Origin of the sequence: Pseudomonas carassii (assembly GCF_036324045.1) — a bacterium.
In the GTDB taxonomy this organism is placed as follows: Bacteria; Pseudomonadota; Gammaproteobacteria; order Pseudomonadales; family Pseudomonadaceae; genus Aquipseudomonas; species Aquipseudomonas peradeniyensis.
This window is the reverse complement of sequence record NZ_JAZDCT010000009.1, coordinates 39,853-55,578: the sequence shown is the minus strand read 5'-3', so window position 1 is coordinate 55,578 and position 15,726 is coordinate 39,853. Positions and strand designations below refer to the sequence as shown.

Below are 15,726 nucleotides of genomic sequence, written 5' to 3'. Positions count from 1 at the left end.
GAGGCCATTCTCGAAAAGGCTGGCTGGCAGCTGGCTGACGGGAAGATTACAACTTTGTCAGCTTGGGCAGGCCGCCGGATCGTCACGTATCATTTCGGCATCACGTTGGCCCTAACCGTTGGTAAACACATGAAACTGCTGATCGTCGAAGACCAGGCCAAGACCGGCCAGTACCTGAGCCAGGGGCTGAGCGAAGCCGGTTTCGCCACGGAGCTTGCCATCGACGGCGACACCGGCCAGCACCTGGCCCTGACCGGTGACCACGACCTGCTGATCCTCGATGTGATGCTGCCGGGGCGCAACGGCTGGCAGATCCTCCAGGCCGTGCGTCAGGCCGGGCTGGACACGCCGGTGCTGTTCCTCACCGCCCGCGATGCCGTCGAGGACCGCGTCCACGGCCTGGAACTGGGCGCCGACGACTACCTGGTCAAGCCGTTCGCCTTCTCCGAGCTGCTGGCCCGGGTGCGCAGCCTGCTGCGCCGGGGCGCCAGCGCCAGCCAGGACACCTGCCTGAGCCTGGCCGACCTGCGCCTTGACCTGATCCGCCGCCGCGCCGAGCGGGCCGGCCAGCGCGTCGACCTGACCGCCAAGGAATTCGCCCTGCTCGAACTGCTGCTGCGCCGCCAGGGCGAGGTGCTGCCCAAGTCGCTGATCGCCTCGCAGGTGTGGGACATGAACTTCGACAGCGACACCAACGTCATCGAGGTGGCCATCCGCCGCCTGCGCCTGAAGATCGACGACACCCACGCCACCAAGCTGATCCATACCGTGCGCGGCATGGGCTACGTGCTCGAGGAGCGCCAGGACTGATGCGCCGCCTGTCCCTCGGCAGCCGCCTGGCGCTGCTGTTCGCCGCCTGCACCGCCAGTGTTTCACTGGGCGCCGGCCTGCTGTTCAGCCGCGCCAGCGAGCAGCATTTCGTCGAACTCGACCAGCAACTGCTCAGCGGCCGCCTGTCGCTGATGCGCAGCCTGCTTGACGGCGTGACCAGTCCCGAGCAACTGGCCACGCGCCTGCCGGGGCTGCTCAACGAGCTGAGCCACCAGTCCGACCTGGCCTTGCGCGTGCGCGCGGTCGACGGCACCACCTGGTTCGCCAGCCGCAGCGACCTGCCGGACGCCCCGGACCAGCCAGGCCTGGCTACCCTGCATACCCAGGGCATCGACTACCGTGGGCTGAGCCTGCCGCTGGACGAAACCCGACCCGCCTCGCCGCAGCTGACCCTGTTCCTCGACATCACCCATCACCAGCACTTCCTGCAAGGCATGCAGCGCCTGATCTGGCTCACGGTCGGCCTCAGCGCGCTGGTCACCGCGCTGCTCGGCGCCTGGGCCGTGCGCCGTGGCCTGAAGCCGCTGCGGCGCATGGGCAAGGTCGCCGCCAGCGTCAACGCCCGCTCGCTGACTACCCGCCTGCCGGCCGCCGAGATGCCCGAGGAGCTGGCCGAGCTGGCCGGCACGGTGAACGCCATGCTGCAGCGTCTGGACGATGCTTTCCAGCGCCTGTCGGCGTTCTCCGCCGACATCGCCCACGAGTTGCGCACGCCGCTGTCCAACCTGCTGACCCACACCCAGGTCACCCTCACCCGCCCGCGCAGCCTCGAGGAGTACCGCGAGGCCCTGCATGGCAACCTTGAAGAGTTGCAATGGATGGCCCAGCTGGTCAACGACATGCTTTACCTGGCCAAGGCCGACCACGGCCTGCTGATGCCCAACCGCCAGGCGCTGGACCTGGCGACCGAGGTCGATGCGCTGCTGGAGTATTACGCGCCGCTGGCCGAAGAAGCTGAAGTCAGTCTGTCACGCGAGGGCCAGGCGCATGTCGAAGGCGACCGGCACATGCTGCGCCGGGCCTTGTCGAACCTGCTGGACAACGCCCTGCGCTTCACCCCGGCGGGCGGCGAGATCCGTGTGAGCCTTGCGCCGGGGTTGCGCATCGAGGTGGCCAACAGTGGCCCGGCGATCGCCCCGCAACTGCTGGAGCGGCTCTTCGACCGTTTCTATCGGGCAGACCCGGCGCGCCAGGAAGGCAGCAGTGAACATGCAGGGCTCGGGCTGGCTATCACCCGCTCGATCGTGCAGGCGCACGGTGGGAAGATTCGGGCGGAGTGCGAAAATGGGTGGACTCGGTTCGTGATCGAGTTGCCGGCGAAAGGGGCGCAAAGCGCCCCCGGTGTTGCCATGCCTTACTCGTAACGCAACGCCATCGCCGGCTCGATCTGCGAGGCGCGGTACGCAGGATAAATGGTCGCCAGGAAGCTCATCACCAGCCCGGCCACGCAGATGATCGCCACGTCGCCCCACTGCAGCTCCGACGGCAGGCTGCTGATGAAGTAGATGTCGGAGGTGAAGATGTGCTGGCCGCTGACCCGCTCGATCCAGCCGACCACGGCGCTGACGTTCAGCGCCAGGAGCACCCCGAGCACGCCGCCGATCAAGGTGCCGACGATGCCGATCAGGCTGCCCTGGACCATGAACGTGCCCATGATCTGCGCCGGCGTCGCGCCGATGGTGCGCAGGATGGCGATGTCCGCGCCCTTGTCGTTCACCACCATCACCAGGGTGGCGATGATGTTGAAGGCGGCCACGGCGATGATCATCATCAGCAGCAGGCCGATCATGGTCTTTTCCATCTTCATGGCGCTGAACAGGCTGCCCTGGGTGTGCGACCAGTCGTCGGCGCGGTAGCCGTCGCCCAGCCCCGTGGCAATAGCCTTGGACACCTGCGGTGCGGCGTACAGGTCGTGCAGTTTCAGACGCACGCCCTGCACCTGGCCCGGTGCCCAGCGCTGCATCTCGCCGGCGTCGGCGATATGGATATAGGCCTGGGAGCCATCCAGCTCGGCGCCGACCTTGAAGATGCCGACCACGGTCAAGCGCTGCATGCGCGGGGTGATGCCGCCCGGCTCCTTGCTGATCTCCGGGACGATCAGGGTCAGCTTGTCGCCGGTGTTCAGGCGAAAGCGTCGCGCCGTCAGCTCACCGATGACCACGCCGTACTCGCCCGGCACCAGGTCCTGCAGGCTGCCCTGGACGATATGCTGGGTGACGATGGAGACCTTGCCCTCCTCGGCCGGGTCGATGCCGGCAACCTGGATCGGCTGCATCGCCCCCTTGTACGAGAGCATGCCTTCCATCTCGGTGATCGGCGCCGCAGCCATCACCGCCGGATTGCCTTCGGCGGTGATGGCGACCTTGCGCCAGTCGTCCAGCGGCTGCGCGCCGAGGATCGCGGCATGGGGCACCAGACCCAGCACGCGCGAACTCATCTCGCGCTGGAAGCCGTTCATCACCGACAGCACCGTGATCATCGCCAGCACGCCAAGCGACAGCCCGATCATCGAGGTCATGGAGATGAACGAGATGAAGTGGTTGCGACGCTTGGCACGGGTGTAGCGAGCACCGATGAACAAGGACAAGGGTCTGAACATGAACAGGGATACCCAATCTAAGTGTGAAACGGGAGGCCTCGTGGCGCCCCGCGCAAGCGATTCAGATCGCCACCAGGCGCCCGTCTTCCAGGCTCAGCACGCGGTCCATCTGGCGCGCCAGGTTGAGGTCGTGGGTCACCACCAGGAAGGCGGTCTGCGAATGCGTGGACAGCTCTCGCATCAGTTCCTGGATCCCCATGGCCGTATGGTGGTCGAGGTTGCCGGTGGGCTCGTCGAGCATCACCAGGCCCGGGCGGTTGACCAGGGCGCGGGCAATCGCCACGCGCTGGCGCTCACCGCCGGACAGCTCGGCCGGCTTGTGATTCAGCCGGTGCCCCAGGCCAACACGCTTGAGCAGTGCCTCGGCGCGCTCGCGGGCCTCGGCGATCGGCGTCTTGCCGATCAGCAGCGGCATGCAGGCGTTTTCCAGGGCGGTGAACTCCGCCAGCAGGTGGTGAAACTGATAAACGAAGCCCAGGGCGCGGTTGCGCAGCAGGCCACGGGCCCGCTCGCCCAGCGCCGACAGCTCCTCGCCGGCCAGCCAGACACTGCCCTGGGTCGGCGTGTCGAGGCCGCCGAGCAGGTTGAGCAAGGTACTCTTTCCCGAGCCCGAGCTGCCGACGATGGCCACCCGCTCGCCCGGGTGCAGCTCGAGGTTCAACCCCGACAGGACCTGGACCGACTCCGGGCCTTCCTCGTAGCTCTTGCCCAGGTTGCGGCAGCTCAACACGGCTTTATCACTCATGCGCGACTCACTCATAACGTAGCGCCTCCGCCGGCTGGGTGCGCGAGGCGCGCCAGGCCGGATACAGGGTGGCGAAGAAACTCAGGACCAGCGCCGCACCACAGACCATGTACACGTCCTGGGCCTGGATCTGCGACGGCAGGTAATCGATGAAGTACACGTCGGCATTGAGGAACTTGTGCCCGATCAGGGTCTCGATGCCGGCGATGGCCGCGCTCACGTTGAGCGCGCCGAGGATGCCCAGCACCGCGCCGATCAGCGTGCCGACCACGCCGATCACCGTGCCCTGGACCATGAAGATGGCCATGATCTGCCCGGGTGTGGCGCCCAGGGTGCGCAGGATGGCGATGTCGCCGCGCTTGTCGTTGACCACCATCACCAGGGTGGAAATGATGTTGAATGCCGCCACCGCGACGATCAGCAGCAACAGCAGGCCGATCATGGATTTCTCCATGCGGATCGCCTGGTACAGGTTGCCGTGGGTGCGGGTCCAGTCACGCGGGTAGAACTCCTGCTCGCCCAGCTGCTGGGCGATGGCCCAGGCGGCACGCGGGGCCTGGAACAGGTCGTCGAACTTCAGGCGCACGCCCTGGACCTGGTCGGCCTTCCAGCGGTGCAGGCGCGACAGGTCGGCGATGTTGGTCAGCCCCAGGTAGCCGTCGATCTCGCCAGCACCGACGTGGAAGGTGCCGACCACGGTGAAGCGTTTCATGCGCGGGAACATCCCCGCCGGGGTGACACTGACCTCGGGGGCGACGAAGGTCAGCTTGTCGCCGATGCCCACGCCCAGCTTCTGCGCGGCCTTGTCGCCGATCATGATGCCCCACTCGCCCGGGGCCAGCTTGTCGAGGCTGCCGTCGAGGACGAACTTGTCGATGATCGACACCTCGCGTTCGCGGGCCGGGTCGATGCCGTTGAGCAGCACCTTCTGCACCTTGCCTTCATGGGTCAGCAGGCCCTGCATCTGGGTGAACGGCGCGACCGCCAGCACCTGCGGATTCTGCTTTACTTTAGAGGCGAGGGCCTGCCAGTCGTCGATCGGCTGGCCGGTCTCCAGCGTGGCGTGGGGGATCATCCCCAGCACGCGGGTACGCATCTCGTGGTCGAACCCGTTCATCACCGAGAGCACCACGATCATCACCACCACGCCCAGGGCGAGGCCGATCATCGAGGTGAGCGAAATGAACGAGACGAAGTGATTGCGGCGCTTGGCACGGGTGTAGCGCGTACCAATGAATACGAATAGAGGTCTGAACATGTCGGGGCTTGTTCGGATGAAAGGGAACGTCCTTGTGGCGAGGCGCCTACGGCGGCTTTACACTCGGACCACCGCCGTAACCTTGGGTTCGCCATGACGACATTAGACGAAGAAGATCGCCGCGAATACTACCGCATCGAAGATCGGATCGCACTTCAAATCAGCCCCCTCAGCGCGGCCGAAGCCCTTGAAACAGAACTGTTGCAGGATGATTCAGAGCTGTTCAACCTGCTCAGCGAGCTGCACCTTTCGGACTTCGAGTCGCAGCACCTGCTACGCCAGTTGAGCGAGAAGGACCGCACCCTGGCCGCCTTCCTGCGCGCCCAGAACAAACGCCTCGACCTGCTCAGCGCCGTGGTCGCCCAGAGCCTGATCGGCGAGATTGGCCAGCCGCAACCGGTGATCATCTCCGAAGGCGGCATCGAGTTCGCCCAGGCGCAGAAGATCGCCCCCGGCACCCGGGTCAAGGTGAAAATGGTGCTGATGCCCCGCGCCCACGGCCTGCTGCTGCGTGGCCGGGTCACCCACTGCGACCCGCGCCCCGACGGCGATTACGAGGTGGGCACCGAGTTCATCGACATGACCGACGCCCAGCGCCAGCTGCTGGCCCGCTACATCCTGCAGCGCCAGCAACAGCAACGACGCCAGGCGCTGGAACAGAACGATCCCGCTTCCTGAAGCCCTTTTCTCTCTGATTTGAAGGAACGAACGTGACCTTGATCTATGGCCACCGCGGCGCCAAGGGCGAAGCGCCCGAGAATACCCTGCAGAGTTTCCGCCAGTGCCTGTCCCATGGCGTGACCCGCTGCGAACTCGACCTGCACCTGTCGGCCGACAACGAGCTGATGGTGATCCATGACCCGACCCTCAAGCGCACCACCGGCCGGCGCGGCAAGGTGGTCGAGCACACGGCGGCCGACCTGGTCACCTACGATGCGCGCAAGGGCGGCCCGGGGCATGTGCAGCCCTGCCCCATCCCGCGGCTCGAGGAGTTGTTCGAGAAGTGCCCGTTCGAGCACTGGCAGCTGGAGGTCAAGAGCGCCTCGCGCACCCGCGCCGCCAGCACCGTGCTGGCGATCCGCGAACTGGCCCAGCAGCATGGCCTGCTGGACAAGGTGACCATCACCTCGAGCTCACGGGAAGTGCTGGGCGCCGCCCAGGAATTGGTGCCGGACATCAAGCGCGGGCTGGTTGCCGAGTACGCCTGGCTAGACCCGCTGAAGGTCGCGCAGAACTACGACTGCGAGATGCTGGCGTTGAATTGGACGCTGTGCACCCCCGAGCGCCTGATCAAGGCGCAGCGCCAGGGTCTGCACGTGTCGGTATGGACGGTCAACGAACCGGCGCTGATGCGCCGGCTCGCCGACTTTGGCGTGGACAGCCTGATTACAGACTTTCCCGGTTTGGCCAGGACCACCCTCGGGTAGGGCTGAAATCGGTCTCCCCGACCGGCTCAGGCCACCGGTCGGAGCCGCTCAAAAAAGCCGGTTCAGACCATCATAGGCAGCTACCCGATAGGCCTCGGCCATGGTCGGGTAGTTGAAGGTGGTGTTGACGAAGTACTTCAGGTTGTTCTGCTCGCCCGGCTGGTTCATCACCGCCTGGCCGATGTGGACGATCTCCGAGGCCTGGTAGCCGAAGCAGTGCACGCCGAGGACTTCCAGGGTCTCGCGGTGGAACAGGATCTTCAGCATGCCTTGCGGCTCGCCGGCGATCTGCGCGCGGGCCATGCTCTTGAAGAAAGCCTTACCCACTTCGTAGGGTACCTTGGCCTGGGTCAGCTCCTGCTCGTTCTTGCCGATCGAGCTGATCTCCGGAATGGTGTAGATGCCGGTCGGCACGTCGTTGACGAAGCGCCAGCTGCCGTTGTCGACGATACTGCCGGCGGCCGAGCGGCCCTGGTCGTGGGCGGCGCTGGCCAGGCTCGGCCAGCCGATCACGTCACCAGCGCCATAGATGTTCGGCACGCTGGTGCGGTAGGTCTCGTCGACCTCGATCTGGCCACGGCTGTTGACCTTGATGCCGATGTTCTCCAGGCCCAGCTTGTCGGTGTTGCCGGTACGGCCGTTGCACCACAGCAAGGCGTCGGCCTTGATCTTCTTGCCCGACTTCAGGTGCAGGATCACCCCGTTGTCCAGGCCTTCGACGCGGTCGTATTCCTCGTTGTGGCGCACGGTGATGTTGTTGTTGCTGAAGTGGTAGCTCAGCGCCTGGGAGATTTCCGAGTCGAGGAAGCTCAGCAGCTGGCCGCGGTTGTCGACCAGCTCGACCAGCACACCCAGGCCGCTGAAGATCGAGGCGTATTCGCAACCGATCACCCCGGCGCCGTAGACGATCAGCTTGCGCGGGGTGTGGCTCAGGCTGAGGATGGTGTCGCTGTCGTAGACGCGCGGGTGGTGGAAGTCGATGTCAGCCGGGCGGTACGGGCGCGAGCCGGTGGCGATGATGATGTGCTTGGCGTTGAGCTTCTCGACCACGCCGTTGGGGCAGACCACTTCGACGGTCTGCTCGTCGGCGAAGCTGCCGGTGCCAACGAACACGTCGACGCGGTTGCGCGCATAGTAGCCCGTGCGCGAGGCGACCTGCTTGCTGATGACCTTCTCGGCGCTCTTGAGCACGTCGGGGAAGGAGAACCAGCGCGGCTCACCGATGGCGCGGAACATCGGGTTGGTGTTGAACTGCATGATCTGCCGCACGGAGTGACGCAGCGCCTTGGACGGGATGGTGCCCAGGTGGGTGCAGTTGCCGCCGACCTGGCGACGGCTGTCGACCATGGCCACCTTGCGCCCTGCTTTGGCGGCGTTCATTGCCGCGCCTTCTCCGGCCGGGCCGGAACCCAGCACCACTACGTCGTAGTTGTAGACAGCCATGCGTACTCCTTCAGAACTGGCCCGCCGGCCGGATGGCCGCGGGGCGCGATCATGTCGCCGGGGCGCCATGAGAAAATTCGGGTGCAGTCTAATCAAGCGTGAACGCCGCGCACATTAACCCTTGGTCGCGTCGTAGGCCATTATTGCCTGCACTACATGTCGTTTCACCGTATCCGTGGCATTGATCATCCGTGGCTTGCCTTTCACTCGCCTTTCACCACTCGCTCGAAGGCCGGCGTGGAACGGGAGACGAAACCACCCTCGACCCGGGTCACCAGCACCGCGGCGATGCCGTGGGCGATGGCGAAATCCCAGCCACGCTGCAGCCCGAGGATCAACAGCACGGTCGAATAGCCGTCGGCCCGCAGCGCCGAGGCGTCGAGCACCGTCACCGCCGCCAGGTCGTGCTCGACCGGGCGCCCGAGACGGGCATCGAAGGTGTGCGAATAGCGCCGGCCATTGTCCTCGAAATAATGCCGATAGTCACCCGAGGTCGACACGGCCATGCCCTCCACGTCGATGACCTGGCGGGCGATCTGGCGGTCCTCGCGCGGCAACTCCAGGGCCACCCGCCAGGCACTGCCATCGGGCTTGCGGCCCACGGCCTTGAGCTCGCCGGTGGCTTCGGCGAGAAACGCCTCGATGCCCATGGCGCGCAGGCGCTGGGCGATCAGGTCGACGGCGTGGCCAGCGGCGATACTGTTGAAATCCAGCTCGATGGCGGCGTCCTTGCACAGGGCGTCACCCTCGATACGCAGGTGGCGGTAGCCCACGCGCTGGCGGGCACGGGCCAGCGCCTGCGGGTCGGGCACATGCATTTCGCGGGCCTGGGGGCCGAAACCCCAGAGGTCAAGCAGCGGCTCGACGGTCAGGTCGAAGGCGCCCTGGCTCTGCTCGGCCAGGTGCTGACCGAAGCTGGCCAGCTCGAACAGGTCGGCGTCAATGGGCAGGCACTGATTGGCCGGGAGCTGGTTGAAACGGCTGACGGTGGAGTCGCCACGGTAGGTGGAGTAACGGCTATCGATGGCCTGGAGGATGGCCTCGACCTCGGCCTGGACCTGCTCGGGCGCAGGACCACCGGGCTGGCGCACGTACTGGATGCTGTAGCTGCTACCCATGGTCGGGCCGCCGAAGCGCTCGAGGGTGGGGCCTGGGTTGCAGGCTGATAACAACAACAGGCAGAGCAGAAGAACTGTGCGCAACATGGATCTCTCGGTTGACCTGCCCACGCGGTCGGTGTAGGAGCGGCCTTGTGTCGCGAAAGGGCTGCGCAGCAGCCCCGGCAATTGTGGCAGTGACGCTGAAAACCTGGGGCCGCTTTGCGGCCCGTTCGCGACACAAGGCCGCTCCTACAACGACCGCGCTGATGCGGAAAGCAAAAAAAACGGGAACCCGAAGGTTCCCGTTTTTTCAACGCATTACAAGCGGATCAGCGTGGAAACGCTGGCGGGTTCACACCGGCCATGTCTTCCATCACGCGCACTACCTGGCAGCTGTAACCGAACTCGTTGTCGTACCAGACGTACAGGACAACGCGGTTGTCGTTGCAGATGGTTGCCTCGGCGTCGACCACACCGGCGTGACGCGAGCCGACGAAGTCGGTGGACACCACTTCCTGGGAGCTGACGTAGTCGATCTGCTTGTGCAGTTCCGAGTGCATGGCAGTCTGGCGCAGGTACTCGTTCAGCTCTTCGCGGTTGGTGGCCTTCTCGAGGTTCAGGTTGAGAATGGCCATCGACACGTTCGGTGTCGGCACACGAATGGCGTTGCCGGTCAGCTTGCCCTTGAGCACCGGCAGCGCCTTGGCTGCGGCGGTGGCGGCACCGGTCTCGGTGATGACCATGTTCAGCGGCGCGGCGCGGCCACGACGGCTGCCCTTGTGGAAGTTGTCGATCAGGTTCTGGTCGTTGGTGAACGAGTGAACGGTTTCGACGTGACCATTGACGATGCCGTACTGGTCGTTGATGGCCTTGAGCACCGGCACGATGGCGTTGGTGGTGCAGGACGCCGCCGAGATGATCTTGTCATCGGCGCTGATGTCGCCGTGGTTGATGCCGTGCACGATGTTCTTCAGCGCGCCCTTGCCAGGCGCGGTGAGGATCACGCGGGCAGCGCCCGGGCAGGCCAGGTGCTGGCCGAGGCCGTCGGCGTCACGCCATACGCCGGTGTTGTCGACGATCAACGCATCATGGATGCCGTACTGGGTGTAGTCGACTTCGCTCGGGCTCTTGGCGTAGATCACCTGGATCAGGTTGCCGTTGGCGGTGATGGTGTTGTTGGCTTCATCGATGACGATGGTGCCGTCGAACGGACCGTGCACCGAGTCGCGGCGCAGCAGGCTGGCGCGCTTGACCAGGTCGTTCTCGGCGCCCTTGCGCACGACGATGGCGCGCAGGCGCAGGCCGTCACCACCACCGGTCTTCTCGATGAGGATGCGCGCCAGCAGGCGGCCGATGCGGCCAAAGCCGTACAGGACGACGTCGGTGCCCTTGCGTGCGGAAGCGTTCTGCTGACCCACGACGTCGGCCAGTTCGTCACGGACGAACTGCTCGGCGCTGCGGCCGTTGCCTTCGACCTTGAACTTGTTGGCCAGCTTGCCCAGGTCCACCGAGGCGGCACCCAGCTTAAGCTCGCTCATGGCCTTGAGCAGGGGGAATGTCTCGTGGACGGACAGCTCGGTCTCGTCGGTCTGACGGTGACGGGCAAAGCGGTGGGCTTTGAGGATCGAGATAACCGAACGGTTGATCAGGCTGCGGCCATAGATCGAGCTCACCACGTTGTTGTTGCGGTAGAGCTGACCGATAAGCGGGATCATCGCTTCAGCCAGGGCTTCACGATCGATCCACTCACCAAGACACTGGTCGGGCTTCTGAGTCACGGTAACCTTCCACATGTAGGGGAACAAAAAAGGGGCTACATTATGACGCCCCTCGGCGTATCGGGCAATGAGCGCCTGTCGCCGACGCCAGACCCCGTCGTCATGCCCTCGCGAGCCTGACAGCGAGCCCCGTCACCGGTACAATCGACCTCTTTGCCGCAACGCTTGGAGTCCGATCTCCCGTGTCAGTTCTGCGCCTACCGCAAATGTCGGCCACGGCCGGCAAACAAACCTGGGGCAACCTGCCCGGCGCCGCCTTGAGCCTGGCCATCGCCGAGGCGGCCAGTACCGCCGGTCGCTTCACCCTGTTGCTGACCGCCGACAGCCAGGCGGCCGACCGCCTCGAGCAGGAGCTGCGCTTCTTCGCGCCGGCGCTACCGGTGCTGCCGTTCCCCGATTGGGAAACCCTGCCCTACGACCTGTTCTCACCGCACCAGGACATCATCTCCCAGCGCATCGCCAGCCTCTACCGGCTGCCGGAGCTGGACCACGGTATCCTCGTCGTGCCGATCACCACCGCGCTGCACCGCCTGGCCCCCACGCGCTTCCTGCTGGGCAGCAGCCTGGTGCTGGACGTCGGCCAGAAGATCGACGTCGAGCAGATGCGCACGCGCCTCGAAGCCAGTGGCTACCGCTGCGTCGACACGGTCTACGAGCATGGCGAGTTCGCCGTGCGCGGCGCGCTGATCGACCTGTTCCCCATGGGCAGCAAGCAGCCGTACCGCATCGACCTGTTCGACGACGAGATCGAGACCCTGCGCACCTTCGACCCGGAGTCGCAGCGCTCGATCGACAAGGTCGATTCGATCCGCCTGCTGCCGGCACGCGAGTTCCCCATGCAGAAGGACGAGGTGACGCGCTTCAAGGCGCGCTTCCGCGAACGCTTCGACGTGGACTTCCGCCGCAGCGCGATCTTCCAGGACCTGACCAGCGGCATCATCCCCGCCGGCATCGAGTACTACCTGCCGCTGTTCTTCGAAGAGACCGCCACCCTGTTCGACTACCTGCCGACGGACACCCAGGTGTTCTCCCTGCCGGGCGTGGAGCAGGCCGCCGAGCACTTCTGGAACGATGTGCGCGGGCGCTATGAAGAGCGTCGCGGCGACCTCAGCCGGCCGCTGCTGCCGCCGGCTGAGCTGTTCATGCCGGTGGAGGACTGCTTCGCCCGCCTCAAGCAATGGCCGCGGGTGGTGATCGGCGCCGACGACGTCGAGCCCGGCGTCGGCCGCGAGCGCTTTCCGGCCCGCGCCCTGCCCAACCTGGCGATCGAAGCCAAGGCCAACCAGCCGCTGGCGGAACTGGCGAACTTCCTCGACCAGTTCCCCGGTCGCGTGCTGTTCACGGCGGAATCGGCGGGCCGGCGCGAAGTGCTGCTGGAACTGCTCGAACGCCTGAAGCTGCGCCCGCACGCCGTCGACGGCTGGGCCGACTTCGTCAGTGGCGGCGAACGCCTGGCGATCACCATCGCGCCGCTGGACGACGGCCTGCTGCTGGACGACCCCAGCCTGGCCCTGGTCGCCGAGAGTCCGCTGTTCGGCCAGCGCGTGATGCAGCGCAGGCGCCGCGAGAAACGTGGCGAGGCGGCCAACGACGCGGTGATCAAGAACCTCACCGAGCTGCGCGAAGGCGCCCCGGTGGTGCACATCGACCACGGCGTGGGCCGCTACCTTGGCCTGGCGACCCTGGAAATCGACGGCCAGGCCGCCGAGTTCCTCACCCTCGAATACGCCGAGGGCGCCAAGCTCTACGTGCCGGTGGCCAACCTGCACCTGATCGCCCGCTACACCGGCAGCGACGACGCCCTGGCGCCGCTGCACCGACTGGGCTCCGAAGCCTGGCAGAAAGCCAAGCGCAAGGCCGCCGAACAGGTGCGCGACGTCGCCGCCGAGCTGCTCGACATCTATGCCCGCCGCGCCGCGCGCAAAGGCTACGCCTTCGCCGACCCGGCCGCCGACTATGCCACCTTCAGCGCCGGCTTCCCGTTCGAGGAAACCCCCGACCAGCAGGCCGCCATCGAGGCGGTACGCGCCGACATGCTCGCCGGCCAGCCGATGGACCGCCTGGTCTGCGGCGACGTCGGCTTCGGCAAGACCGAGGTGGCCATGCGCGCCGCCTTCATCGCCGTGCACGGCGGGCGCCAGGTCGCGTTGCTGGTACCCACCACCCTGCTCGCCCAGCAGCACTACAACAGCTTCCGCGACCGCTTCGCCGACTGGCCGGTGAAGGTCGAGGTGATGAGCCGCTTCAAGTCGGCCAAAGAAGTCGCCAGCGCCGCGGCGGACCTGGCCGAAGGCAAGATCGACATTCTCATCGGCACCCACAAGCTGCTGCAGGACGATGTGCGCTTCAAGGACCTGGGTCTGGCCATCATCGACGAGGAACACCGCTTCGGCGTGCGCCAGAAGGAACAGCTCAAGGCCCTGCGCAGCGAGGTGGACATCCTCACCCTGACCGCAACGCCGATTCCACGCACGCTGAACATGGCGGTGTCGGGCATGCGCGACCTGTCGATCATCGCCACCCCGCCGGCCAGGCGCCTGTCGGTGCGCACCTTCGTCATGGAGCAGAACAAGAGCACGGTCAAGGAGGCGCTGCTGCGCGAACTGCTGCGCGGCGGCCAGGTGTACTACCTGCACAACGACGTCAAGACCATCGAGAAGTGCGCCGCCGAACTGGCCGAACTGGTGCCTGAGGCGCGCATCGGCATCGGCCACGGGCAGATGCGCGAGCGTGAACTCGAACAGGTGATGAGCGACTTCTACCACAAGCGCTTCAACGTGCTGATCGCCTCGACCATCATCGAGACCGGCATCGACGTGCCCAGCGCCAACACCATCGTCATCGAGCGCGCCGACAAGTTCGGCCTGGCCCAGCTGCACCAGTTGCGCGGCCGGGTCGGACGCAGTCACCACCAGGCCTATGCCTACCTGCTGACGCCGCCGCGCCAGCAGATCAGCGCCGATGCCGAGAAACGCCTGGAGGCCATCGCCAACACCCAGGACCTGGGCGCGGGCTTCGTTTTGGCCACCAACGACCTGGAGATCCGCGGTGCCGGCGAGCTGCTCGGCGAAGGCCAGAGCGGACAGATCCAGGCGGTTGGCTTCACCCTGTACATGGAAATGCTCGAGCGCGCGGTCAAGGCCATCCGCAAGGGCGCCCAGCCGAACCTCGAGCAGCCGCTCGGCGGCGGCCCGGAGATCAACCTGCGCCTGCCGGCGCTGATCCCCGAGGACTACCTGCCCGACGTGCATGCGCGGCTGATCCTCTACAAGCGCATCGCCTCGGCGGCCGACGAAGAGGGCCTCAAGGACCTGCAGGTGGAAATGATCGACCGCTTCGGCCTGCTGCCCGAGCCGACCAAGAACCTGATGCGCCTGACCCTGCTCAAGCTGCAGGCGGAAAAGCTCGGCATCAAGAAAGTCGATGCCGGCCCCAATGGCGGCAAGCTCGAGTTCGAGGCCGAGACCCCGGTCGACCCGCTGACCCTGATCAAGCTGATCCAGGGCCAGCCCAAACGCTACAAGTTCGAAGGCGCGACCCAGTTCCGCTTCCTGGTACCGATGGAGCGCCCCGAAGAACGTTTCAACACCCTGGAAGCGCTGTTCGAGCGCCTCACTCCACAAAATCCATAAGGAAGCTTCATGCGTGCCATCCGTTGCCTGACCCTGCTGCTGGCCCTGCTCGCGCCAGCTGCCTTCGCCGCAGGCCCCTACCAGGTGGAAATGATCCTGGTGCGGCAGAACGCCGTGCCGGCGATCACCAGCCCGTTCGCCCCGGAAGACTGGAGCGCCGGCGCGCCGCGCCTGGAAAAAGGCGCCGAGCGCCCGACTGGCCTGGGTGACGAAGTCACCCGCCTGCAGGCCACCGCCGACTACACCGTGCTGCTGCACAAGGCCTGGCAGCAGGACGGCGATACCGTCGCCGTGAGCGCCGGTGACGAGCAGTTCGGGCACTTCCCCATCGAAGGCAACCTGAGCATCAGGGAGGATCGCTTCATCGCCGTCGACGCCAACTTCTGGGTCAACCAGCTCGACGGCAACGGCAGCGTGATGCAGAGCGAACAGCTCAAGCAGAGCAACAGCAACATGAAGGCCGGCCAGCTGACCTTCTTCGATGGCGGGCACCTGGCGCTGCTGCTCAGGGTTTCGCCGGCCGGCATGCGCAAGATCCCGCTGCCGGATCCGGAAATGATGGAGCAGTGAAACCGTGAACGCCGATGTGCAGAAGCTGGCGGCCGAGAACCCGAGCTGGAAGCGCGACTTTTCCGCGGCCACCCTGCAACGTGGCGAACGCTACGCCGAACAGGGCCTGGTGCAGATCCAGTCCCACGGCGACTCGCGCATCGAGTCCATCTGCCACGGCAGCGGCGGCAATGTCTACCGCCAGCGGATCATCATCACTGCAGGCCCCTCCGGACAGTGCCATGTGCGCGGCGACTGCTCCTGTCCGGTCGGCACCAACTGCAAGCACTGCGCCGCCGCGCTCTATACCCTGGCCAACAGCTACGGGCACGTCGCGGCCAACGGCGACCAGCTGCCCCATCAC

At 65.9% G+C, this 15,726-nt stretch carries 12 protein-coding genes; 6 read left to right on the top strand and 6 right to left on the bottom strand.

The window, feature by feature from the left end; all coding sequences use genetic code 11:
• The first annotated feature begins 129 nt into the window (after positions 1-129).
• Complete coding sequence (locus V0R62_RS09020; RefSeq protein ID WP_330103475.1) at positions 130-810, top strand: heavy metal response regulator transcription factor; 681 nt, start codon at positions 130-132, stop codon at positions 808-810.
• A complete protein-coding gene (locus tag V0R62_RS09015) occupies positions 810-2,195 on the top strand; it encodes a heavy metal sensor histidine kinase (RefSeq protein ID WP_408005643.1) in 1,386 nt (461 codons plus the stop codon). The genes V0R62_RS09020 and V0R62_RS09015 overlap by 1 nt, the downstream gene beginning before the upstream one ends.
• Here V0R62_RS09015 and V0R62_RS09010 read toward each other — a convergent pair.
• The 3 genes from V0R62_RS09010 to V0R62_RS09000 all read right to left on the bottom strand — a co-directional run bounded on the left by V0R62_RS09010 (position 2,186) and on the right by V0R62_RS09000 (position 5,433).
• Entirely contained in the window at positions 2,186-3,430 is a 1,245-nt protein-coding gene (locus V0R62_RS09010) for a lipoprotein-releasing ABC transporter permease subunit (protein WP_330103474.1), read from the bottom strand. The two genes, V0R62_RS09015 and V0R62_RS09010, sit on opposite strands and share 10 nt — an antisense overlap.
• Positions 3,431-3,491: 61 nt before the next feature.
• Complete coding sequence (gene lolD, locus V0R62_RS09005; RefSeq protein WP_177330835.1) at positions 3,492-4,175, bottom strand: lipoprotein-releasing ABC transporter ATP-binding protein LolD; 684 nt, start codon at positions 4,173-4,175, stop codon at positions 3,492-3,494.
• 7 nt (positions 4,176-4,182) lie between these two features.
• Positions 4,183-5,433, bottom strand: coding sequence for a lipoprotein-releasing ABC transporter permease subunit (locus tag V0R62_RS09000; protein WP_186733461.1), 1,251 nt, complete (start codon positions 5,431-5,433; stop codon positions 4,183-4,185).
• Positions 5,434-5,526: 93 nt separating this feature from the next.
• Here V0R62_RS09000 and V0R62_RS08995 point away from each other — a divergent pair, with 93 nt between their 5' ends.
• Both V0R62_RS08995 and V0R62_RS08990 read left to right on the top strand, forming a co-directional pair.
• Positions 5,527-6,111, top strand: coding sequence for a PilZ domain-containing protein (locus tag V0R62_RS08995; RefSeq protein WP_330103473.1), 585 nt, complete (start codon positions 5,527-5,529; stop codon positions 6,109-6,111).
• 32 nt (positions 6,112-6,143) lie between these two features.
• On the top strand, positions 6,144-6,860 hold the full coding sequence (locus V0R62_RS08990) for a glycerophosphodiester phosphodiesterase (protein WP_330103472.1): 717 nt from the start codon (positions 6,144-6,146) through the stop codon (positions 6,858-6,860).
• A gap of 48 nt (positions 6,861-6,908) precedes the next feature.
• Here V0R62_RS08990 and sthA read toward each other — a convergent pair whose 3' ends face one another.
• From sthA to V0R62_RS08975, 3 genes are all read right to left on the bottom strand, one after another.
• Positions 6,909-8,303 carry a Si-specific NAD(P)(+) transhydrogenase gene (sthA, locus tag V0R62_RS08985; protein ID WP_023631920.1) on the bottom strand — a complete coding sequence of 465 codons (1,395 nt, stop codon included), beginning with the start codon at positions 8,301-8,303 and terminating at the stop codon, positions 6,909-6,911.
• A gap of 203 nt (positions 8,304-8,506) precedes the next feature.
• Positions 8,507-9,505 carry an FAD:protein FMN transferase gene (locus V0R62_RS08980; RefSeq protein WP_330103558.1) on the bottom strand — a complete coding sequence of 333 codons (999 nt, stop codon included), beginning with the start codon at positions 9,503-9,505 and terminating at the stop codon, positions 8,507-8,509.
• 227 nt (positions 9,506-9,732) lie between these two features.
• A complete protein-coding gene (locus V0R62_RS08975; RefSeq protein ID WP_110738521.1) occupies positions 9,733-11,196 on the bottom strand; it encodes a glyceraldehyde-3-phosphate dehydrogenase in 1,464 nt (487 codons plus the stop codon).
• 167 nt (positions 11,197-11,363) lie between these two features.
• Here V0R62_RS08975 and mfd point away from each other — a divergent pair, with 167 nt between their 5' ends.
• Complete coding sequence (mfd, locus tag V0R62_RS08970; protein ID WP_330103471.1) at positions 11,364-14,813, top strand: transcription-repair coupling factor; 3,450 nt, start codon at positions 11,364-11,366, stop codon at positions 14,811-14,813.
• A gap of 9 nt (positions 14,814-14,822) precedes the next feature.
• A complete protein-coding gene (locus tag V0R62_RS08965) occupies positions 14,823-15,383 on the top strand; it encodes a CsiV family protein (protein ID WP_186713687.1) in 561 nt (186 codons plus the stop codon).
• Positions 15,384-15,726: the final 343 nt, after the last annotated feature.

What these genes read in the sequence shown, in the direction of transcription:
- V0R62_RS09010 (WP_330103474.1), bottom strand. Translation starts at nt 3,430, where the DNA reads ATGTTCAGACCCTTGTCCTTGTTCATCGGTGCTCGCTACACCCGTGCC.
- V0R62_RS08975 (WP_110738521.1), bottom strand. Translation starts at nt 11,196, where the DNA reads ATGTGGAAGGTTACCGTGACTCAGAAGCCCGACCAGTGTCTTGGTGAG.
- lolD (WP_177330835.1), bottom strand. Translation starts at nt 4,175, where the DNA reads ATGAGTGATAAAGCCGTGTTGAGCTGCCGCAACCTGGGCAAGAGCTAC.
- V0R62_RS09020 (WP_330103475.1), top strand. Translation starts at nt 130, where the DNA reads ATGAAACTGCTGATCGTCGAAGACCAGGCCAAGACCGGCCAGTACCTG.
- sthA (WP_023631920.1), bottom strand. Translation starts at nt 8,303, where the DNA reads ATGGCTGTCTACAACTACGACGTAGTGGTGCTGGGTTCCGGCCCGGCC.
- V0R62_RS09015 (WP_408005643.1), top strand. Translation starts at nt 810, where the DNA reads ATGCGCCGCCTGTCCCTCGGCAGCCGCCTGGCGCTGCTGTTCGCCGCC.
- V0R62_RS08995 (WP_330103473.1), top strand. Translation starts at nt 5,527, where the DNA reads ATGACGACATTAGACGAAGAAGATCGCCGCGAATACTACCGCATCGAA.
- V0R62_RS09000 (WP_186733461.1), bottom strand. Translation starts at nt 5,433, where the DNA reads ATGTTCAGACCTCTATTCGTATTCATTGGTACGCGCTACACCCGTGCC.
- V0R62_RS08965 (WP_186713687.1), top strand. Translation starts at nt 14,823, where the DNA reads ATGCGTGCCATCCGTTGCCTGACCCTGCTGCTGGCCCTGCTCGCGCCA.